Genomic DNA, 19,129 nt, shown 5'->3' on the forward strand with positions numbered 1-19,129 from the left:
GGTCGCACGCGATATCGGAACGCCGATCCGTAGGGTGGGCAAAGCGAAGCGTGCCCACGTCTTTCAATATGACTCTGACCAAGATCGTGGGCACGGCGCAAGTGCGCCTTTGCCCACCCTACGAGACCGTCCTATTCGGCAGCGATTTGTCTCGGCGCAGGCGGAGGGCTCGCCAGATCGGCAGCGAGCTGGGCGTAGCGGGCCTTGGCATCCGCCACCGCCTTCTCCTTCACCGGGCCGTAGCCGCGGATGCGGTCGGGCAGCGAGAGGAGTTCGACAGCAGTGTCAACCGTGACGGGTGACAGCAGGCCGAGCACGGTGGCGACGTCCTTCTCGTAGCCGACGATCAGATCGCGCTCGAGCTTGCGGTCGGCGCTGCGGCCAAAGATGTCGAAGGGCGTGCCGCGCAGGAACTTGAACTTCGCCAGCGTACGGAACGCCTTCAGCATCCACGGGCCGAAGGCGCGCTTCTTCGGACGGCCGAGCGCGTCGACGCCGCGGCTGAGGATCGGCGGAGCGAGATTGAAGCTGAAGACGTAGTCGCCTTCGAACTGATCGCGGAGCTGCTGCTCGAACGCGCCGTCGGAGAACAGGCGCGCGACCTCGTACTCGTCCTTGTAGGCGAGCAGTTTTGCGTAATTGATCGCGACCGCGCGCGGCAGCGCATCGCCGTAGCCGCCCTTGACCGCGGCGTCGCGGACCTGGTCGACCAGCTTGCGATAGCGCTTGGCCAGGCGGCCGTTCTGATAGGCGGTGAGATGCTTGGCGCGGTGCTCGATGATCTCGTCGAGCGTCATGGCGTCCAGCGACTTGGGTGCTGCAACCTCGTCCGTTCCCTTCAGCATCTCGGCGAGGCGCGCGGGGTCTGCCACCGCAAGGCGACCGAGGCGGAAGGCCTCCTTGTTCATCTTGATCGAGACGCCGTTGACCTCGATCGCCTGCTCGATCGATTCAGCCGACAACGGGAACAGGCCCTTCTGATAGGCATAGCCCATCATCATCATGTTGGTGGCAATGCTGTCACCGAGCAGCTGCTCGGCCGGCTTGGTGAAATCGAAGAAGACTGAGTCCTTGTGCAGTGCCGTCTCCAGCAGGCCGTTGAGCTTGCGGGTCTGGAAGTTGAAGTCGCGGTTGAGGACGAAATCGGCGGTGGGGATGACGTGGCTGTTGATGATGCCGCGGGTACGGCTCGAGTCGCAGAGCGAGATCGTGTCCTTGGCGACCGCGACCACCTCGTCGGCGGCGAGCACGAGATCGGCCGTGCCGGTGACGATGCGCGAGCAGGTCACCTCGGCCGTATGATCCGACAGGCGGACGTGGCTGAGCACCGCGCCGCCCTTCTGCGCGAGGCCGGACATGTCGAGGATCATCGAGGCCTTGCCCTCGATGTGCGCGGCCATGCCGAGCAGCGCGCCGATGGTGAGCACGCCGGTGCCGCCGACACCGCCGACGGCGATGTTGTAGGGCTTGTCGAGCGTCGGCTTCGAGGTCGGCTCGGGCAGCGCACCGATGTCAGCGAGCTCCGCCGGCGCGCGGTGACGCGGCTTGCCACCGTCGACGGTGACGAAGGATGGGCAAAAGCCCTTCAGACAGGAATAGTCCTTGTTGCACGACGACTGGTTGATGGCGCGCTTGCGGCCGAACTCGGTCTCCAGAGGCTCGACCGAGATGCAGTTCGACTGCACCGAGCAGTCGCCGCAGCCTTCGCAGACGGCCGGGTTGATCATGACGCGGCGCGCCGGATCCTCCATCAGGCCGCGCTTGCGGCGGCGGCGCTTCTCGGCGGCGCAGGTCTGCACGAACACGATCGCCGACGTGCCCTTGTACTCCCGGCACATCTTCATGACGTTGTCGAGTTCGTCGCGATGATACTTCTTCACGCCGGGCGCGATGGTGTCGGCCGGATAGGCGTCGGGCGTCTCCGAGACCAGATAGATCTCGCGGATGCCTTCGGCGTGGAGCTGGAAGGTGATCTGCTGCGGCGAGAGATCGCCGTCGTGACGCTGGCCGCCGGTCATGGCGACGGCGTCGTTGTAGAGGATCTTGTAGGTAATGTTGGTCTTGGACGCGACTGCCTGGCGGATAGCGAGCAGGCCCGAGTGGAAATAGGTGCCGTCGCCGAGGTTTGCGAAAATGTGGTTCTCGTCGGTGAAGGGCGCGATGCCGACCCATGGCACACCCTCGCCGCCCATATGCGTGAACGTTTCGGTCGAGCGATCCATCCACAGCGCCATGAAATGGCAGCCGATGCCGGCGAGCGCGCGGCTGCCTTCGGGGACTTTCGTGGAGGTGTTGTGGGGGCAGCCGGAGCAGAAGTAAGGGGTACGAGAAACTGGCGCCGTGGGGATCATCTGCGACGCCTGCCGACCGTTGAACCAGTCGGCCTTGGCGCGGAGCATCTCCGCAATCTCGGGGTTGAGGTTAAGTCGAAGCAGGCGTTCGGTGAGCGAGGTCGCGAGCGAGGCAACGCTGAGCTCGGCGGCGAAGGTCAGGAAGCGCTTGTCGTGCTCGTCCATCTTGCCGACGATGCGCGGGCGAACGTCATCGCGCCAGTTGAACAGCTCCTGCTTGACCTGGTTCTCGACGATCTCGCGGCGCTCCTCGACGATGAAGATTTCCTCGAGGCCGACGGCAAACTGCCGTACGCCTTCCGGCTCCAGCGGCCAGGGCATGCCAATCTTGTAGAGGCGAAGGCCGATTCTGGCGGCGACCTCTTCCGTGATGCCGAGCTCGCGCAGCGCCTGGCGGACATCCTCGTAGCTCTTGCCCGAGGCCATGATGCCGAAACGGGCGTTCGGCGAATCCATGGTGACGCGGTTGACCTTGTTGGCGCGGGCAAAGGCGATCGCGGCAAAGCCCTTGTAGTCCTGCAGGCGGCGGTCCTGCTCGAACCGGTCGTCAGGCCAGCGCAGATTGAGGCCGCCGGGCGGTAGCTCGAAATCGGGCGGGATAATGAAGGGCTTCATCTCGTCGGTGAGGTCGATCTCGGCCGTGGTCTCCACCGTCTCGGTGATCACCTTCATCCCGACCCAGCAGCCGGAATAGCGCGACATCGCGATGCCGAGCAGGCCCATCTCGATCATCTCGTGGATGCTCGAGGGATAGAGATAGGGCATCAGCGCCGAGATGAAGGCATGGTCGGACTGATGCGGGACGGTGGAGGATTTGGCGCCGTGGTCGTCACCGGCAAGGCAGAGTACGCCGCCGTTCTTGGCGGAGCCGGCGGCGTTGCCGTGGCGGAAGACGTCGCCGCAGCGGTCGACGCCGGGGCCTTTGCCGTACCAGATGCCGACCACACCATCATATTTGGCGCCGGGCGAGAGGTTGAGCTGCTGCGAGCCCCAGACGGCGGTCGCCGCCAAATCCTCGTTCACGCCGGGCTGGAATTTGATGTTGTACTGCTCGAGGTGCTTCCGCGCGGCGAAAAGCTGCTGGTCGTAGCCGCCGAGGGGCGAGCCGCGGTAGCCGGAGATGAAGCCGGCGGTGTTCAGGCCGGCGGCGCGGTCGCGGCGAATCTGTGCCATGGGCAGACGGACCAGGGCCTGGATGCCCGTCGTGAAGATATGGCCGGTGTCCTGGGTGTATTTTTGATCGAGACTGATCGGACCCTGGTTGATGCCCATTCTTGTCCTCTTCCGCCCTTATGAGCGTTTGGCTGCTTAAGCCGTTGCCTGCCCATTGCTTTTAGCTAGGGCACGCCGACCACCTCTGCCACTCTATGTCGGATATTTAACCCGGCGCATCACAAATCTGGCCCATCCGTGGCGGCAGGAAAAAAACGCAATTTCGTGGCCGGAAAGGCATTGGCGATTTTCAGTTTGTGTCACCATACCCCCGCTGTCGCGAAACGACATGACGCCGTTATGATCCGGCTGTCGATTGAGGGGCGCAGGAGAAGGCATTCGATGCGGACGATTCTGGCTATTGCACTGTTGTGCAGTGCGGTTACGAAGGCCGCCCTCGCCGCCGAGCCGTCGCCCGAGCTGATCGCCTATGGCAAGACGCTGGTCGAGGCCGGCGACTGCGCGGGCTGCCACACCGCCGATCCCGCCAAGCCGTTCGCCGGGGGCAAGCGCATCGACACACCTTTCGGTGCGATCTATGCGCCGAACCTGACCCCGGATCGCGACACCGGCATCGGCGCCTGGCAGGACGCCGATTTCACCCGCGCCCTGCGCTATGGCACCGCGCCGGACGGCTCGCTGTATTATCCGGCGTTTCCCTACCCCTACTTCACGCGCATGACCAAGGACGACACGCTGGCGATCCGTGCCTATCTCGGCACCCTCGCGCCTGTAACCAGCCGCAACAAGCCGCCGGAGCTGCACTGGCCGCTCAACTATCGCTTCCTGATGCGCGGCTGGAATTTGCTGTTCTTCACGCCCGGCCTGTTCGAACCGGACCAGAGCAAGAGCGCTGCGTGGAACAGGGGCGGCTATCTCGTCACCGGCCCCGGCCATTGCGGTGCCTGCCACACGCCGAAGAACTATTTTGGCGCAGACAAGACCGCGCAGGCGCTGGCCGGCAGCCAACTCGGCGGCTGGTACGCGCCGCGGCTCGATGGCGCCACGCGCACGGGGTTGCAGTCGTGGAGCGCGGACGACATTACCGAATATCTGCAGAGCGGCCGCAACGCCAAAAGTCATGCCGGCGGCCCCATGGCCGAGGTGATCGTCGGCTCGACCTCGAAGATGAGCGATGCAGATGTGCGCGCGATCGCGACGTATCTGAAAGACCTGCCGCCGGTGCGGCGCGAGCCGAAGGTGACGCCGCCCGATGAGGCCGAGATGAAAGCCGGCCAGGCCGTCTACGCCAAATTCTGCATCGCCTGCCATGAAGCCGACGGCTCCGGTGCGCCGCGAATCTATCCGCCGTTGCCGGGCAATGCGCTGCTGCAATCGATCAATCCGTCGTCGACCTTGCGCGTCATCCTCGACGGCGCGCACACCGTGACGACGCCGCGCGCGCCGAACACCGGCGAGATGCCGGGCTATGCCAAGCAATTGTCGGACGAGGAGATCGCGGCGGTGACGAACTACATCCGCAATTCCTGGGGCAATGCCGGCCCACTGGTGACGCCGGCGCAGGTAGCAAAGGCGCGCGGGCAAGAGCCGTAGCTACTTCTCCTCGTCTCCCGTGAACACGAATTTCGGCATCTCCCACTTGTAGCGCACGGCGAGGAGACGAAAACTGATGCCGAGGGCGAAGGTCAGGATGGTCCAGAGCTCCGCGTTGGGCTTGAGCCCGAACGCGGTGGCATAGAACAAGCCAGTCACCACCGAGACGCTGGCGTAGAGCTCGGAGCGAAACAGCAGCGGCACGTCGTTGCAGAGCACGTCGCGGAGCACGCCGCCGGCACAGCCCGTCACCATGCCGGAGACGATCACGATCGGCAGCGATGCATCCATCTGCCAGGCGATGTCGCAGCCGGTCATGGTGAAGACGACGAGGCCGATGGCATCGAGCACGATGAAGGCAAGCTTCAGCCGGTGCACGAGACGCGCGAACAAGATTGTGAGGAAGGCCGCGCCGCCGGCGAGCGCGAGATAGATCGGGTTCTGCACCCAGGCCAGCGGATAGTGCCCGAGAAAGAGATCGCGCAGCGTGCCGCCGCCGAGCGCGGTGATGCAGCCGAGGAAGCAGACCCCTAGCCAATCCATGCTGCGACGGCCGGCGGCGAGTGCGGCCGTCATGCCTTGCGCGGCAACCGCAACCAGAGAGAGGAAATGCAGCACGCTATCGCTCGGTGGCAGGCTCCACATCGCTTTGTTCCCTCATCCCCGGCCGCGGAACTTACGTCTTTGGTTCCCCGCGGAACAGGTTCCCGATTCCCGGCGCGGGGGCAACATGCGACGAAAGTATCGGAGAACGCGGAACAGAATCTTGGATTTCCGGGTTGTCACGCCGCAATAAACGAGGAGACCCAATCGATGGCTGACGACCGTTTTCCCAACGATCCGTACCGCCCGAACCTCGCCGACGATGAGTATCTTCGGGCGACGCGCCGGGATGCCGACCTCCAGGCTGATCCAGAGCTCGGCGAAGGCCCCGCCTCCAGCGGCAAGATCGCGCTGTTCGCGGTGGCTATCGCCCTGGTGCTGGGCGCCGTGTTCTATGGCTTGAACAACACCAGTACCGGCAACCAGGCGAGCAATACGCCTGCGACACAGACCGCGCAGCAGACGGCCCCGGCTAACCCCGCCGCACCTCCCGGCATGCGTGACGTGACGCCGCGCAACAACACTGCGCCGGGCGTGACCACGGGTGCCGCGCCGGCCAAGCCGGCCGCTCCGGCGGATACGCCTGCGGCCAAGCCGGCGCCGGACACGAAGACGCCGTCTGACGGCGCCAAGTAACGATTTGCAACGACGTGCAACAGCGGCGGGATCGAAAACTCCCGCCGCTGTTGTCTTATGGCGCTAGCTGAACATCTTGTTGAGCTCGCCGCCGGAATAACCGCTCGCGAGTTCGCCAAACGTACCCTTCTCCGCCATCTCCTTCGCCGCGCGCATGAAGCCGCCCCAGGCGGCGCGGGCGAGCGAGCCGCCGACGCTGATGCGGCGCACGCCGAGATCTTCGGCTTCCTTCAACGACAGGCCGGAGCCGCCGATCAGCAAATTGAACGGCTTGGGTGCAACGGCCTTCACCACCGCGGCGATGTCCTCACGCGTCTTCAGGCCCGGCGCGTAGAGGCAATCGGCACCGGCATCCGCGTAAGCGGTGAGCCGGTCGATGACGAGCTTGAGATCGGTGATGCCCCACAGATAAGCCTCGCAGCGACCGACCAGCAGCGTGTTGCTGTCGCCGATCGCCTTGCGCGAGGACTTGATGCGCTCGACCGCAAGCGCGCGATCGTAGAGCGGCTTGTCCTTGTCGCCGGTGGAATCCTCGATCGACAGGCCCGCGACGCCGGTGCGCACGCCGCGCTCGACATTATCCGCGACCCTGTCCGGCTCGACCGCAAATCCGCCCTCGAAATCCGCGTTCACGGGAATATCGACGGACGAGCTCAATGCTGCCAGATGCTGACAGACATCCTCGACCGTGACGCGGTTGTCGGCCTTGCCGATGGTCCAGGCAAAGCCCGCGCTCGACGAGGCGATCGCCTTGAAACCGAGATGCTGCAACGCCTTGGCGCCGCCGACATCGACCGGATTGGGCAGGATGAAGCATCCGCTCTCGTGCAGCTTCCTGAACGTCGCGCGCTTGTCAGCGGTTGTCACGTGCATGTTTCTCTCCCTTGTTGGCCGCGCAGAGATAGGCACGCTTATTGAAACGCGCTAGTGCGCATCGTGCACGGCGCGGCTGTCCTTCGGCGCCTGCGCGCGATCGGTCATGCCGTAGTCCCTGATTACGCTGGCGATACGCAGGTGATAGTCCGCAAAGATCTTTGCCCTGCCCTTGGCTTGCGTGCGGCGGTGCTCCATCGTGTTGCGCCAGGCTTGCACCGCGGCCTCGTCCCGCCAGAATGACAGCGACAGCACCTTGCCCTTCTCGGTGAGGCTCTCGAACCGCTCGACCGAAATGAAACCGTCGATGGTTTGCAAGATCGGCTTCAGATCGGCCGCGAGGTCGAAATAGTCCTGGCGATGGTCCGGCTTGGGCCAGACCTCGAAGATCACAGCGATCATGGGCATCTCCTTCGCGTTGATGGCCTAGACTACCACCTTGCGCAGGAAGGTGCGCTCTTCCGCAAGGATGAATTTATTGTCCTCGGCGAAATGGAAATTCGCCATGCCTTCGGCGTCCTGCCGCAGCCGCGCGCGATAGGCCTCGTAGGCGGCAAGACTCTCGAAGGTGATCAGCGCGAAGGCGATGTTGTTGGTGCCCTCATGCGGCATGAAATAGCCGATCAGGTCGCCGCCGCATTTCGGAATGATGCTGAGCCAGCGCTTCGAATACTCCTCGAACTGCGCGCGTTTGAACGGATCGAGCTGGTAGCGGATGAAGACGGTGACGGACATGTTGGGCTCTCCTGACGTTTTCTCGGCCATCGCGAAAAGCGCGAGCAACACCGTCGCCGCTGAAGCATCCTGGATTGCTTCGCTGCGCTCGCAATGACGATGTGGTGAGAGAGTACTGGCTTGCCCGACCACAATGCTTCGGCTACCATCGAAGCATGAAATCAGGACCCGACATCGCCATGGTCGCCTCGCTGGTCGGCGACCCCGCCCGCGCCAACATGCTCACGGCGCTGATGAACGGACGCGCGCTCACGGCGAGCGAGCTGGCGCAAGAGGCCGGCATCACGCCGCAGACCGCGAGCTCGCATCTGGCAAAACTCGAGGCCGGCGGGCTGGTCGAGCCGGAGAAGCAGGGCCGCCACCGCTACTATCGCCTCACCGACGACGACGTCGCCGGCGTGCTCGAAGGCCTCGCCGGCCTTGCGGCACGCACCGGCCATATGCGTGTGCGCACCGGGCCGAAGGATCCGGCGCTGCGCCGGGCGCGGATCTGTTACGACCACCTCGCCGGCGACCTCGGCGTGCAGATGCTGGACTCACTTCGGTCGCGAAACCTGGTGAAGCAGAAGAAGCAGGATATCGAGCTGACGGCCGAGGGCGAGCGCTTCCTCGCCAAGAATTTGCAGATCTCGCCCGACATGCTCAGCCATCCGCGCCGCCCGGTCTGCAAGGCCTGCCTCGACTGGAGCGAGCGGCGCCACCATCTCGCCGGCACACTCGGGGCTGCCATGATGCAGCGCTTCGCGGAACTGAAATGGGCCGCGCGCGACACAACACCCGGCAGCCGCGTGGTGAATTTCACCCGCACCGGCGAGAAGCAGTTTGCGGCGCTGTTCGGGAACGGCAAGGACTGATCACGCGAGATGAGTGACGGCACACAATCGCGTGTGAACTGTCACCGTCGTCATGGCCGGGCTTGACCCGGCCATCAACGCGCTTATGCGAACGATCATCCCGTCGCCGTCAGAGACGTCCCTATGATCCGCATCCTCCCGGCCGCGCTCGCCGCAGCCCTCCTCATTTCCCCACTCACGACCGCACGCGCCGCCGACACGCCCCAACGCGAGCCTTACGGCATTGCGCTCGAAGGCTTTGCCTATCCCTATCCCGTGCATCTGCTGCCTGTCGTCAATGACGGCGAGCAGCTCAGCATGGCCTATATGGACGTCGCCCCGGTTCAGTCGAACGGCCGCACTGTCGTGCTGCTGCATGGGCGCAATTTCCCGTCGAGCTACTGGGCGCCTGTCATCAAGATGCTCAACGAGGCTGGCTATCGTGTGGTGGTGCCGGACCAGATCGGTTTCGGCAAATCCTCCAAGCCGGTGGGCGAGCTGCATTTCGACACGCTGGCGCGCAACACCATCGCGCTGCTCGACCACCTCAAAATCGACAAGGCCGACATCGTCGCGCATTCGCTCGGTGGCATGCTGGGCGTGCGCATCGCCCGCGCCTATCCTGATCGCATCGCCCATCTGGTGCTGACCGCACCGATCGGCCTCGAAGACTACCGTCTCTACGTGCCGCCGACGCCGACCGAGAAGATGATCGAGACCGAGGACAAGCTCACCGCCGACGGCTACCGAAAACAGCTCCAGACCAATTACGCGATCAAGTTGCCGCCTGAGGCGATCACGCCCTTCATCGACGCCCGCTTCAACATCAAAGGCAGCCCCGACTATCCGCGCTGGCTGCGCGCCTTCGTCTCATCCGGCCAGATGATCTATCGCGAGCCGGTCGCACACGAGATTCCTGAGATCACCGAGCCGACGCTGTTCATCATGGGCGCCGACGACCACAACGCGCCGGGCCGGCCGAATGCGCCGGAGGCGTTGCGCGCAAAGATGGGGCAGAACGCCGAGCTTGCAAAAGCGTTTGCTGCGAAGATGCCGAATGCGCGCGCCGAGGTGATCCCAGACACGGGACATCTCGTCTTCCTGGAGGCGCCCGAAAAGTACAAGGAGCTGGTGCTTGGCTTTCTCGGCCGCTAGCGCCCATGTCATGTCGCGTAAGGCCGTACGGGAAAATGTTCATGCCGCATTCAGGTCATGATTGGCAGGTTTGGATCGCGACGCGTCGGCACGTGTCCAAATTTAATGTGTCGAATCGTGTCTTTTGATTCATTGTGCGCCGCAAGCGCCAATCCCTAGAGCCTGCCTCAAGAATTTCCTCCGAGAACGAGAAGGACGATCAAATGAAATATCTGTTTGCCGCCGTGATGCTCGCCAGCGCGGTCGTTGGTTTCAGCGAAGCGGCGAGCGCCGCGGGTGGTTGCGGCCCGGGCTGGTACCGCGGCCCCTATGGGGGCTGCCGTCCGATGCGCGGTCCCGTTGTCGTGGCTCCCGGCCCGGTCGTGGTCGCCCCGCCCGTCGTCGTCGTGCGTCCGCGCGTGTGCCCCTATGGCTTCCGCTGGTACGCCGGGCGCTGCCGTCCGTTCTGATCGCTCGCATTTGCGAATTGGCCGCGCGGCATTGGCTCGCGCGGTCATTTTCTTGAGACGCACAGACAAATCAAAAGGGGATCGCAATCGCGATCCCCTTTTTCAGTCCAGGCGCGGACGTTACCAGTGACGCCAGTGGCGGCGATGCCAGCGACGGCGCCAACCCCAATGACGGTGACGCCAACCCCAGTGCCGGTGGTGCCAGCCCCAGTGACGGTGATGCCAGTGGCCGTGACCCCAGCGCACCTGCTCGGGCTTGAGCTGGGCAGATTCCTCGCTGGTGGTGACGGCGGGATGAGCGTCCGGATTGGCTGATGGCATGCTGCCATTTCCCAGCACCTGCGGCGCCAGCGGCGCGGCCTGCGCGGCGGCGGCGAACGCGGCAGCTCCTGCCGCGACACCGAATGCAAGTTTCAAAAAGTTCCGGCGCTCCATGACCTAATCCTCTGATTCATCGATCGAGTGATGCAGAGGAAGTGTCGCGGCGACGACATGAACTGCCGCTGAATCGCGCGTTCAGATTCGTTGCAAGGCGGCGCGTTTTTCGGCATCGGTGATGATGGCGCGGCCGACGAAGTAGGCAGCGGGCATCGGATTTCCTCCTGTTGTTCGGCCGCAGCATAGCTTGATATAGTGCCGGCAACAAAAAGACCGCGCGACGAAACATGAGCGCGCGACATCAGGGAAGGGCCGCCATGCGCAGGATCGTCACGAGCCTCATCGGGATCGCTTGCCTCTTCCCCCCGGCCTCGCGCGCCGAGATCGTCCGCTTCGACATCATTGAACGCGTGCCAGCCTTTGCCGGGCGCAGCTTTGGCAATGTCGGCACCTATGAGCGCATCACCGCGCGCGCGATCTTCGCGCTTAATCCGGCTGATGAGCGCAACGCCGTCATTACCGATCTTGCGCTCGCCCCGCGCAATACCGACGGCAAGGTCGAGGCCACCGCCGATGTCGTGATCCTCAGGCCTAGCGATCCCACCCACGGCAACGGCACGCTGCTGCTGGATGTGCCCAATCGCGGCCGCAAGCTCGCACCGCAATTGTTTGACGATTCCGCCCAGCCCGGCGCCAACAATGCCGACAAGGCCGAGGATGCCGGCATCGGCTTCCTGCATCGCCAGGGCTATACGATGGTCTGGGTCGGCTGGCAGGGTGACATCCCGTCCAAGCCCGGGCAGCTCGCGATGAGCGCGCCGATGATCAAAAGCATCACAGGCCCTGCACGCGAAGAGGTGATCTTCGACAACACCACAAGTCCCGCACGCGCAAAGCTGACCTGGCCCGCGGCGGACGCCGCCAACCTCAACGTCACCGTGCGCGCGGCCTGGGCCGATCCGCGGCAGACGCCACCAGGCCTTTCTGCCAAACTCGTCGATCCCGCGACCGTGGAGATCACCAGGCCCGACGGCTTTGATGCCGGCGCGCTCTACGAGATCACCTACACCGCGCGCGATCCGGTGCCGCTCGGCATGGGCTTTGCCGCCGTGCGCGATGTCGTCAGCTTCCTCCGCCACGACGAGACGCCAGCCAATCCGCTGATCGAAGGCCTGCATCCCTCGGTCAGCCGCGCCATTGGTTTTGGCGTCTCGCAATCCGGCCGCTTCCTGCGAGACTTCCTCTATCTCGGCTTCAACGAGGATCTGCAGGGCCGGATGGTGTTCGACGGATTGATGCCGCACGTCGCCGGCACGCGGCGGATGGCGACCAATGTCCGCTTCGGTCAACCTGGTCGCAACCCGCGCCATATGCAGGATCCGGCGTGGCAGGCCGATCTCTTCCCCTTCACCTATGCAAGCCTCAGCGATCCCTATTCCGGCAAGACCGACGGCCTGCTCCGCCGATGCTCGCTCTCTGCGACCTGCCCGAAGGTGATGCAGACCGACAGTGAGCACGAATGGTGGGCCTCGCATGCCTCGCTGCTGGTCACCGATCTCGCCGGCAATCACATCGACCTGCCGGACAACGTCCGCGCCTACATGATCACGGGCACGCCGCATTTCGCGGAAGCCGCTGACGTCATGAAGAAGGGCTTGCCGGCAATGTCGCTGCCGCAGAATCCCATGCATGCGGGCATGCCGATGCGCGCGCTGCTCACCGACCTCAACGCCTGGATCAGCGACGGCACCAGGCCGCCCGCAAGCCGCGTTCCCATGCGTGCCCACGGCACGCTTGTGCCGGCGCAAGGCGCGGTACCGACCGATATCCCCGGCCTTCCCTATGCCGGCATCCACACGCTGGCCGCCTTCTCCGACCAGAGCGTGCTGCCGCCCAAGGAGATCGGCCGCTATCCCGTGTTCGTGCCGAAGGCGGATGATGACGGCATGGCCATCGCAGGCATTCGCCAGCTTGCGCTGGCCGTGCCGCGCGCGACCTACACCGCCTGGAATCCGCGCGCGCAAGGTTTCGGCCCGACCGCGCTCTATCCGCTGCAAGGCGCGGTGGTGCCGTTCGCACCGACGGAAGCGGCGCGGAAGGAGGTGCACGACCCCAGGCTGTCGATTGCGGAGCGATATGCAGACGACGGCGCCTATGTGGCTGCGGTGAAGCGCGAGGCCGCACGGCAGGTCGCGGAGCGGACTCTGCTGCCGGAGGATACGGAGCGTGCGGTTGAGGCCGCAAAACAAGGCAAGCTGGCGAAGCTCGGGCCGTAGCGGGCGTGTGCGCCGGCCTCGGCATCACATCAGCTTGATCGGTGCGTCGCCTTGCGAACCCTGCTCACGAAGCGTAGCCTTCCACCACAGGTCGTTTCATTCGAAAGCGATCTGTCAGGTTCGGCCTAGCGGGAGAGAGCGATGGTGGACCAGGTCTCATGGCACCTTGTCGGTGACTATTTCGAAAATTGCAGTTGCAGCATCGTATGTCCGTGTCTCGTATCGGCCGGCCCCCCGCTGACCGCACGACCGACCGAGGGCTTCTGCAATGTGCCGCTGATCTTCCACGTCGAGAGTGGCCGCTACGGTGACACAGCGCTCGATGGACTGAACGTGCTGGTTATCCTCCACGCGCCGGGCGTCATGGCCGACGGAGATTGGTCGCAAGCCACTTATGTGGATCAGCGGGCAGACGATCAGCAAACCGAGGCCCTGGCTGCGATCTTCAGCGGCGCGGCCGGTGGTCCTATGGCCGCGTTCACGCCGCTGATCAGCAAGAACCTCGGGGTGAGCAAGGTCCCGATCACGTTCCGGATCGACGGTAAGACGCGGTCGGCGGAAATCCCGGGAATTCTGCACATGTCCGTCGATCCGTTGCCGACCATGCATCCGAGCGGAGAAATCTGGGCCAACATCGGCCATCCGGTGAGCCCCGACAGAATGGTGATGGCCGTCGGCGCTCCCGGCAATACGTTCAGCGATCACGGCATGCGCTGGGACAACTCGGGCAAGAACGGCCTCTATGCGCCGATCCAGTGGTCGAACCAGGCTTGATGCCGCCCCTGCCGTGACGGCTGGCGAGAAGGCCCGTAACACGCTTCGCAAATGACCGACAGCGCCCTGGAAACCGTGCTGCGGCGCGATCGCTGGATTGTCAGCGGCGCGATCGGCGGCGTCGTCGCGCTGGCATGGAGTTATGTGCTCTGGCTCGCAAACGACATGGACATGGGCGGCATGGACATGACCGGTTTTCGCATGATTCCGGCGGGAATCGGAATCATGCTCCCGGCCAATGAGCCGTGGCGGGTAATCGAGTTTACTTACGTCTTCCTGATGTGGGTCATCATGATGGTCGGAATGATGGCACCGTCGGCAACGCCCATGATCCTCATGTACGCCCGTGTGGCTCGACAGGCGATGGCACAGGGCAAGCCGTTCGCCGCGACGGGCTGGTTTGCGGCGGGCTATCTCCTCGCCTGGAGCGGCTTTTCGCTGGCGGCAACTTTTCTGCAATGGGTGATCGAGCGGATGGCCATGCTGGACTCCCGGATGACGCTCGCCAATAACCTGCTCGGGGCGTTTGTGCTGATTGCGGTCGGCATCTATCAATGGACACCGCTCAAGGACGCCTGTCTCGTCCAATGCCAGTCGCCGCTTCTATTCCTGATGCGCCACGGCGGCTTTCGCGGCCACGCGCGTGGCAGCCTTCTGCTGGGATTGCAGCACGGAGGCTATTGCGTCGGCTGCTGCTGGCTCTTGATGGCGCTTTTGTTCATCGGCGGCGTGATGAACGTGCTCTGGATCGCGCTTTTGGCCCTGCTTGTCCTGTTGGAGAAACTGACGCCAGTCGGACGATGGATCGCGCGTGCTGCCGGCATTGCCTGTGTGGGCGCGGGCGCGTGGCTGCTGGCTTTCTCACTGCAGTGAGAATGTCGCACCGGCAAGGTCGGCCCGCGAGCGAGTTGACCGGCTAAACCGACCTGCGGACTGCAGCGAAAAACTTTCCTGCCGCTGTCGGAACGGGTCGCCTCCAGCCGTCCTAGGCTTGAGACAACACGGAGAGATCGCATGCCCGCCCTCACGCTCACCACCTTCGATTGGGTTCCCCCGCCCCCGCGCGGTTTCGTGCGCGATCTTCGCGTGCGCTGGGCGCTGGAAGAGGCCGCGCTGCCCTATCGCGTCGCAAGCGTGCCGTTCGACGGACGCGGCGCAGAACATCTTGCGCACCAGCCCTTCGGCCAGGTGCCGTGGCTGACCGATGGCGACATCTCGATCTTCGAGAGCGGCGCGATCCTGCTGCATCTCGGCGGGCTCAGCGATAGGCTGATGCCATCAGATCCGCACGGCCGCAGCGAAGCAACGGAATGGGTGTTCGCCGCGCTCAATTCGGTCGAGATGGCCGGCCTGCCCTGGGCCATGTCGAAGTTCATGGGTCATCCGAGCGACACGCAAGCGTGGAAATTCGTGGACGATTTCCTCAAGCTCCGCCTCAAGCATCTGGAGCCGGTGCTGGCCGGCCGTGAATGGCTGGCGGGCTCCTTCTCCGTCGCCGATATCCTGATGTCGGACGTGCTGCGCGTCGTCGATGGTTTCGACGCTCTGGCGGACAGTCCCGGCTGCCGCGCATACGTCGCGCGCGCGATCGGCCGTCCGGCCTTCGCAAAGGCTCATGCCGATCAGATGGCGCACTTTGCTGCGGCGGATAAGACGCGCGGAATGTGACCCACAGCACATCGTTAACCCGGTATTAGCCATAGGCTTACGGCCACTGGAACGATGCAATTTGCTTCAAATTACCCTGGCGGAAGGTGACACATGGCCCGCATCGACTATCTCAGAGAGCAAGTAGCCCGTGCCGAGCGTCTGGCGAAGGCGATCCTCGACCAGCAAACTGCGGAACGGCTGCAAGCCTTCGCCGCCGAATGCCGCGCGGAGTTGCAGGTTCTGACCGTCAAGGCCGCCGCATGAAGCAGCGCACTACACGAGCTTCATCGGCGTATCGGCGACCACGCGCAAATCGATGCTGCCGATGAGCGCCGACCGGCGCGCTTCCGCAGCGCCGATCGCATTGTCCGTTTGCCGCAACGTGCTGATGTTCGAGCCGAGCGAGACGATGCCGCCAAGCACCAGAGCGATCGAACCGAGCGCGGCGGTCAGACCAAAACCAAACAGTCCGAGGATAGTCACCAACAGCAGCGCCGCACCGCTGCCGATCGCGATCTTGGACGCCAAAATGATTTTCCGGCACCGCTCGGCGATCGCGGCGAGCCGTTCGATCCGGTCTTCGATGTCGGAGATTTCGTCGGTCGGATCGTCTTCGGTCATGGGATTTTGATCGAATCTGCAGGGTGGGTAAGCCCTGCAGATGCGCGAAGCGCATCTGCTCGGCGTAACCCACCAAAATCTCGGCACGGTCAGTTCCGGTGGTGGGTTACGGCTTCGCCTAACCCACCCTACTCATTTTTCACAACGGCAAATTGTCGTGCTTCTTCGCCGGCGCTTCCACTTTCTTGTCTTTCAGCATCGCCAGCGCCCTCGCAATCCGCCGACGAGTTGAATGCGGCATGATGACGTCGTCGATGTAGCCGCGCTCGGCGGCGATGAAGGGTGACAGGAAGCGGTCCTCATATTCCTTGGTGCGCGCGGCGATCTTGTCGGGATCGCCGATGTCGCTGCGGAAGATGATCTCGACCGCACCCTTGGCGCCCATCACGGCGATCTGGGCGGTCGGCCAGGCGTAGTTCATGTCGGCGCCGATTTCCTTGGACGCCATGACGTCGAAGGCGCCGCCATAGGCCTTGCGGGTGATGATCGTCACCAGCGGCACGGTGCACTGCGAGTACGCGAACAGCAGCTTGGCGCCGTGCTTGATCAGGCCGCCATATTCCTGCGCGGTGCCTGGCAGGAAGCCCGGCACGTCGACGAAGGTGACGATCGGGATGTTGAAGGCATCACAAAAACGAACGAAGCGCGCGGCCTTGCGCGAGGCGTCGCTGTCGAGCACGCCGGCCAGCACCATCGGCTGGTTGGCGACGAAGCCGACGGTGCGGCCCGCGATGCGGCCGAAGCCGGTGACGATGTTCTTGGCGAAGGCTTCCGCGATCTCGAAGAAGTCGCCCTCGTCCACGACCTTCAGGATCAGCTCCTTCATGTCGTAGGGCTTGTTCGGATTGTCCGGGATCAGCGTGTCCAGGGACATGTCGATGCGGGCGGTGTCGTCGAAGCTCGGCCATTCCGGCACGCCGTCGGTGTTATTAGCAGGCAGGAAGTCGATCAGGCGACGCATCTGCAGAAGCGTCTCGACGTCGTTCTCGAAGGCGCCGTCCGCGATCGAGGAGCGCGTGGCGTGCACCGAGGCACCACCGAGCTCTTCGGCGGTGACGACCTCGTTGGTCACGGTCTTCACGACGTCAGGGCCGGTGACGAACATGTAGCTGGTGTTCTTCACCATGAAGATGAAGTCGGTCATGGCGGGAGAATAGACGTCGCCGCCGGCGCAGGGGCCCATGATGACAGAGATCTGCGGGATCACGCCCGAGGCGAGCACGTTGCGGCGGAACACGTAGGAATAGCCGGCGAGCGCGGCGACGCCTTCCTGGATGCGGGCGCCGCCCGCGTCATAGAGGCCGATGATGGGCGCCCGCGCCTTCATCGCCATGTCCTGAAGTTTCGTGATTTTCAGCGCATGCGTTTCAGAGAGCGAACCGCCGAACACCGTGAAGTCTTTGGCGAAGACGAAGGTCTTGCGGCCGTTGACCGTGCCCCAGCCGGTGACGACGCCGTCGCCCGGGATCTTGTTCTTCTCCATGCCGAACTCGGTGGAGCGGTGCTCGACGAACATGTCGAACTCCTCGAACGATCCCTTGTCGAGCAGGAGCTCGATGCGCTCACGCGCGGTCAGCTTGCCGCGGGCGTGCTGCGCCTCGATGCGCTTCTCCCCGCCACCGAGCTTGGCGCCGGCACGACGGTCTTCAAGGGCGTCCAGGATATGTTTCATTTGCTCCGCCAGTTCTTAAGCCTTAAGTGAAGCGGGTTCTAACACGGCATTTTGCAAGCCGGGAAGCGGCTTTCGGCGCCGCAGGGCTGCCTTGAAGTAGCGTGAAAGCGCAAGGAATTACAAGGTTTTGCCCTGGAGGCCAGGATGGACGAAAGACCTGTTGAAACAGGCGCTGTGACCGGCGGCGTCAGGATCCTGCTGCGGCTCGAGGGGCTTGCTCTGTTCGCGGCCATGACTGCGCTCTATGCGACCTGGGGCGGCTCCTGGTGGGTCTACGCCCTGCTCTTCCTGGTCCCGGATCTGAGCTTCCTGGCATACCTGTCGGACGCCAAGTTCGGGGCGCTGGTCTACAACGCCGCCCACAGCTACATGGCGCCGGTGACGCTGATGACGCTGGGTTTTGGCCTCGCCTCGTCCCTCACCCTCTCCATCGCCCTGATCTGGCTCGCCCATATCGGTATCGACCGGGCGCTGGGCTACGGCCTGAAATATTCCGCTGGCTTCGGCTTCACCCATCTGGGGCGGATCGGGCGGCAGAAGGACGCTTGACGCCAAAGGACGGGATGCCGACGATTTGCGCGTTCAGGTCGGTTGACCGGGCCTGCCGATTCAGGCTTGCTCCCTGCTTACGATCAGGCGCCGAATGTTGCGTGAGCTCAGTCGGTACGGCGGCGGTCATCACGTCCGGCTGCAAGCATCACCTCATGTCCGCCACAGTCGTTCCCCTGCCTCCGAACAGCGCGTCCGAGACCACCGACTTCCTGCGGCGCATGGCCAGCATGGTGTCGGGGCGGAACGGCCAGATGCTGCTGCGCGCGGCAAGTCTGATCGAGTCGCTGGCACAGCGGGCGATGTCGGCCGAACGGTTCTATCACCAGGCGCAGGAAGAGAGCACGCGTAACGCCGAACGCCACGAAGCCGCAGAGCTTGCCTCCGACGCCATGGTGGGCCAGATCGCCGCGCTGCGGGCGCAGCTTGCGGAGGTGACCGCAGCCGCGGCCGCCGAGCGCGCTGCCTTCGACACCGAGCGCGGCAAACTGCTCAGCCTGATGCAGGATGCGGAAAGCCACATCGGCAAGCTCACCACCGAGCTCGAAACCTTGCGCGCCTCCGTCGACGCTTTCAACGAGACCGCGGTCTCGGTGCCGATCGAGGTGCTGCGGCTGGCGCGGACGCAGTTCGACTATCTCTCGCGGGGCTTTGAGCGCAAAGGTGACGTGATCTCGCAGGCGATGAGCGAGATCGGCGGCTTCGCCATCGACCAGGCGCTGACGGCGAAAGAGCCGGCCGACAAGGCCTGAGGCTGCTTCGCGCAAATTGACAGCGCTGATGAGCGTTGATCTACTTCCCAAAAATC

Annotated in this window: 20 protein-coding genes; 12 read left to right on the top strand and 8 right to left on the bottom strand. The window is 64.1% G+C overall.

Annotation, left to right across the window (positions count from 1 at the left end):
• Positions 1–131 precede the first annotated feature (131 nt).
• Positions 132–3,623 (bottom strand): indolepyruvate ferredoxin oxidoreductase family protein, encoded by a 3,492-nt coding sequence (locus tag L6637_RS35190; protein WP_237873519.1) that lies wholly within the window; start codon positions 3,621–3,623, stop codon positions 132–134.
• A 282-nt stretch (positions 3,624–3,905) separates the two neighbouring features.
• Between L6637_RS35190 and L6637_RS35195 the strand changes: the two genes are divergently transcribed.
• Positions 3,906–5,117: a c-type cytochrome gene (locus L6637_RS35195; RefSeq protein ID WP_237873522.1), complete on the top strand. Its 1,212-nt coding sequence runs from the start codon at positions 3,906–3,908 to the stop codon at positions 5,115–5,117.
• On the opposite strand, the gene L6637_RS35200 is transcribed toward L6637_RS35195, so the two are convergent.
• On the bottom strand, positions 5,118–5,762 hold the full coding sequence (locus tag L6637_RS35200; RefSeq protein ID WP_237873523.1) for a trimeric intracellular cation channel family protein: 645 nt from the start codon (positions 5,760–5,762) through the stop codon (positions 5,118–5,120). It abuts the gene before it with no gap.
• A gap of 168 nt (positions 5,763–5,930) precedes the next feature.
• On the opposite strand from L6637_RS35200, the gene L6637_RS35205 reads away from it, so the two are divergent.
• Positions 5,931–6,356 (top strand): hypothetical protein, encoded by a 426-nt coding sequence (locus tag L6637_RS35205; RefSeq protein WP_237873525.1) that lies wholly within the window; start codon positions 5,931–5,933, stop codon positions 6,354–6,356.
• Positions 6,357–6,419: 63 nt separating this feature from the next.
• Here L6637_RS35205 and L6637_RS35210 read toward each other — a convergent pair whose 3' ends face one another.
• Genes L6637_RS35210 through L6637_RS35220 form a run of 3 tightly spaced genes read right to left on the bottom strand, consistent with a single transcriptional unit; the run spans position 6,420 to position 7,964 of the window.
• The gene (locus tag L6637_RS35210) at positions 6,420–7,229 is read right to left on the bottom strand and encodes an isocitrate lyase/PEP mutase family protein (RefSeq protein WP_237873527.1); all 810 of its coding nucleotides are present in this window, start codon (positions 7,227–7,229) and stop codon (positions 6,420–6,422) included.
• A 51-nt stretch (positions 7,230–7,280) separates the two neighbouring features.
• Entirely contained in the window at positions 7,281–7,631 is a 351-nt protein-coding gene (locus L6637_RS35215) for an antibiotic biosynthesis monooxygenase family protein (protein ID WP_237861486.1), read from the bottom strand.
• Positions 7,632–7,655: 24 nt separating this feature from the next.
• On the bottom strand, positions 7,656–7,964 hold the full coding sequence (locus tag L6637_RS35220) for an NIPSNAP family protein (protein WP_237861485.1): 309 nt from the start codon (positions 7,962–7,964) through the stop codon (positions 7,656–7,658).
• Positions 7,965–8,119: 155 nt separating this feature from the next.
• Between L6637_RS35220 and L6637_RS35225 the strand changes: the two genes are divergently transcribed.
• The 3 genes from L6637_RS35225 (at position 8,120) to L6637_RS35235 (ending at position 10,401) form a co-directional block, all read left to right on the top strand.
• Positions 8,120–8,818, top strand: a complete 699-nt coding sequence (locus L6637_RS35225; RefSeq protein WP_237861484.1) for a winged helix-turn-helix domain-containing protein — start codon at positions 8,120–8,122, stop codon at positions 8,816–8,818.
• A gap of 123 nt (positions 8,819–8,941) precedes the next feature.
• Positions 8,942–9,952, top strand: a complete 1,011-nt coding sequence (locus tag L6637_RS35230) for an alpha/beta fold hydrolase (protein WP_237873528.1) — start codon at positions 8,942–8,944, stop codon at positions 9,950–9,952.
• Positions 9,953–10,155: 203 nt separating this feature from the next.
• A complete protein-coding gene (locus L6637_RS35235) occupies positions 10,156–10,401 on the top strand; it encodes a GCG_CRPN prefix-to-repeats domain-containing protein (protein WP_128966804.1) in 246 nt (81 codons plus the stop codon).
• 120 nt (positions 10,402–10,521) lie between these two features.
• On the opposite strand, the gene L6637_RS35240 is transcribed toward L6637_RS35235, so the two are convergent.
• On the bottom strand, positions 10,522–10,836 hold the full coding sequence (locus tag L6637_RS35240; protein WP_237873530.1) for a twin-arginine translocation signal domain-containing protein: 315 nt from the start codon (positions 10,834–10,836) through the stop codon (positions 10,522–10,524).
• A gap of 260 nt (positions 10,837–11,096) precedes the next feature.
• Between L6637_RS35240 and L6637_RS35245 the strand changes: the two genes are divergently transcribed.
• The 5 genes from L6637_RS35245 (at position 11,097) to L6637_RS35265 (ending at position 15,743) form a co-directional block, all read left to right on the top strand.
• Positions 11,097–13,055 (top strand): alpha/beta hydrolase domain-containing protein, encoded by a 1,959-nt coding sequence (locus L6637_RS35245; RefSeq protein ID WP_237873532.1) that lies wholly within the window; start codon positions 11,097–11,099, stop codon positions 13,053–13,055.
• A gap of 141 nt (positions 13,056–13,196) precedes the next feature.
• Positions 13,197–13,829 (top strand): DUF1326 domain-containing protein, encoded by a 633-nt coding sequence (locus tag L6637_RS35250; RefSeq protein WP_237861479.1) that lies wholly within the window; start codon positions 13,197–13,199, stop codon positions 13,827–13,829.
• A gap of 51 nt (positions 13,830–13,880) precedes the next feature.
• Positions 13,881–14,702 carry a DUF2182 domain-containing protein gene (locus L6637_RS35255; RefSeq protein WP_237873533.1) on the top strand — a complete coding sequence of 274 codons (822 nt, stop codon included), beginning with the start codon at positions 13,881–13,883 and terminating at the stop codon, positions 14,700–14,702.
• Between the two features lie 141 nt (positions 14,703–14,843).
• A complete protein-coding gene (locus L6637_RS35260) occupies positions 14,844–15,497 on the top strand; it encodes a glutathione S-transferase family protein (RefSeq protein ID WP_237873534.1) in 654 nt (217 codons plus the stop codon).
• Between the two features lie 93 nt (positions 15,498–15,590).
• Positions 15,591–15,743 (top strand): hypothetical protein, encoded by a 153-nt coding sequence (locus L6637_RS35265; protein ID WP_237861476.1) that lies wholly within the window; start codon positions 15,591–15,593, stop codon positions 15,741–15,743.
• A 9-nt stretch (positions 15,744–15,752) separates the two neighbouring features.
• On the opposite strand, the gene L6637_RS35270 is transcribed toward L6637_RS35265, so the two are convergent.
• Both L6637_RS35270 and L6637_RS35275 read right to left on the bottom strand, forming a co-directional pair.
• Entirely contained in the window at positions 15,753–16,100 is a 348-nt protein-coding gene (locus L6637_RS35270) for a hypothetical protein (RefSeq protein WP_237873535.1), read from the bottom strand.
• 139 nt (positions 16,101–16,239) lie between these two features.
• Positions 16,240–17,772: an acyl-CoA carboxylase subunit beta gene (locus L6637_RS35275; RefSeq protein ID WP_237873537.1), complete on the bottom strand. Its 1,533-nt coding sequence runs from the start codon at positions 17,770–17,772 to the stop codon at positions 16,240–16,242.
• A 144-nt stretch (positions 17,773–17,916) separates the two neighbouring features.
• Between L6637_RS35275 and L6637_RS35280 the strand changes: the two genes are divergently transcribed.
• Positions 17,917–18,321, top strand: coding sequence for a DUF4260 domain-containing protein (locus L6637_RS35280; RefSeq protein WP_237861472.1), 405 nt, complete (start codon positions 17,917–17,919; stop codon positions 18,319–18,321).
• Positions 18,322–18,476: 155 nt separating this feature from the next.
• Positions 18,477–19,073 carry a hypothetical protein gene (locus L6637_RS35285; protein ID WP_237873538.1) on the top strand — a complete coding sequence of 199 codons (597 nt, stop codon included), beginning with the start codon at positions 18,477–18,479 and terminating at the stop codon, positions 19,071–19,073.
• The last annotated feature ends 56 nt before the right edge of the window (positions 19,074–19,129 follow it).

Origin of the sequence: Bradyrhizobium zhengyangense (genome assembly GCF_022012435.1) — a bacterium.
Taxonomy (GTDB): domain Bacteria; phylum Pseudomonadota; class Alphaproteobacteria; order Rhizobiales; family Xanthobacteraceae; genus Bradyrhizobium; species Bradyrhizobium zhengyangense.

What these genes read in the sequence shown, in the direction of transcription:
- L6637_RS35190 (WP_237873519.1), bottom strand. Translation starts at nt 3,623, where the DNA reads ATGGGCATCAACCAGGGTCCGATCAGTCTCGATCAAAAATACACCCAG.
- L6637_RS35195 (WP_237873522.1), top strand. Translation starts at nt 3,906, where the DNA reads ATGCGGACGATTCTGGCTATTGCACTGTTGTGCAGTGCGGTTACGAAG.
- L6637_RS35200 (WP_237873523.1), bottom strand. Translation starts at nt 5,762, where the DNA reads ATGTGGAGCCTGCCACCGAGCGATAGCGTGCTGCATTTCCTCTCTCTG.
- L6637_RS35205 (WP_237873525.1), top strand. Translation starts at nt 5,931, where the DNA reads ATGGCTGACGACCGTTTTCCCAACGATCCGTACCGCCCGAACCTCGCC.
- L6637_RS35210 (WP_237873527.1), bottom strand. Translation starts at nt 7,229, where the DNA reads ATGCACGTGACAACCGCTGACAAGCGCGCGACGTTCAGGAAGCTGCAC.
- L6637_RS35215 (WP_237861486.1), bottom strand. Translation starts at nt 7,631, where the DNA reads ATGATCGCTGTGATCTTCGAGGTCTGGCCCAAGCCGGACCATCGCCAG.
- L6637_RS35220 (WP_237861485.1), bottom strand. Translation starts at nt 7,964, where the DNA reads ATGTCCGTCACCGTCTTCATCCGCTACCAGCTCGATCCGTTCAAACGC.
- L6637_RS35225 (WP_237861484.1), top strand. Translation starts at nt 8,120, where the DNA reads ATGAAATCAGGACCCGACATCGCCATGGTCGCCTCGCTGGTCGGCGAC.
- L6637_RS35230 (WP_237873528.1), top strand. Translation starts at nt 8,942, where the DNA reads ATGATCCGCATCCTCCCGGCCGCGCTCGCCGCAGCCCTCCTCATTTCC.
- L6637_RS35235 (WP_128966804.1), top strand. Translation starts at nt 10,156, where the DNA reads ATGAAATATCTGTTTGCCGCCGTGATGCTCGCCAGCGCGGTCGTTGGT.
- L6637_RS35240 (WP_237873530.1), bottom strand. Translation starts at nt 10,836, where the DNA reads ATGGAGCGCCGGAACTTTTTGAAACTTGCATTCGGTGTCGCGGCAGGA.
- L6637_RS35245 (WP_237873532.1), top strand. Translation starts at nt 11,097, where the DNA reads ATGCGCAGGATCGTCACGAGCCTCATCGGGATCGCTTGCCTCTTCCCC.
- L6637_RS35250 (WP_237861479.1), top strand. Translation starts at nt 13,197, where the DNA reads ATGGTGGACCAGGTCTCATGGCACCTTGTCGGTGACTATTTCGAAAAT.
- L6637_RS35255 (WP_237873533.1), top strand. Translation starts at nt 13,881, where the DNA reads ATGACCGACAGCGCCCTGGAAACCGTGCTGCGGCGCGATCGCTGGATT.
- L6637_RS35260 (WP_237873534.1), top strand. Translation starts at nt 14,844, where the DNA reads ATGCCCGCCCTCACGCTCACCACCTTCGATTGGGTTCCCCCGCCCCCG.
- L6637_RS35265 (WP_237861476.1), top strand. Translation starts at nt 15,591, where the DNA reads ATGGCCCGCATCGACTATCTCAGAGAGCAAGTAGCCCGTGCCGAGCGT.
- L6637_RS35270 (WP_237873535.1), bottom strand. Translation starts at nt 16,100, where the DNA reads ATGACCGAAGACGATCCGACCGACGAAATCTCCGACATCGAAGACCGG.
- L6637_RS35275 (WP_237873537.1), bottom strand. Translation starts at nt 17,772, where the DNA reads ATGAAACATATCCTGGACGCCCTTGAAGACCGTCGTGCCGGCGCCAAG.
- L6637_RS35280 (WP_237861472.1), top strand. Translation starts at nt 17,917, where the DNA reads ATGGACGAAAGACCTGTTGAAACAGGCGCTGTGACCGGCGGCGTCAGG.
- L6637_RS35285 (WP_237873538.1), top strand. Translation starts at nt 18,477, where the DNA reads ATGTCCGCCACAGTCGTTCCCCTGCCTCCGAACAGCGCGTCCGAGACC.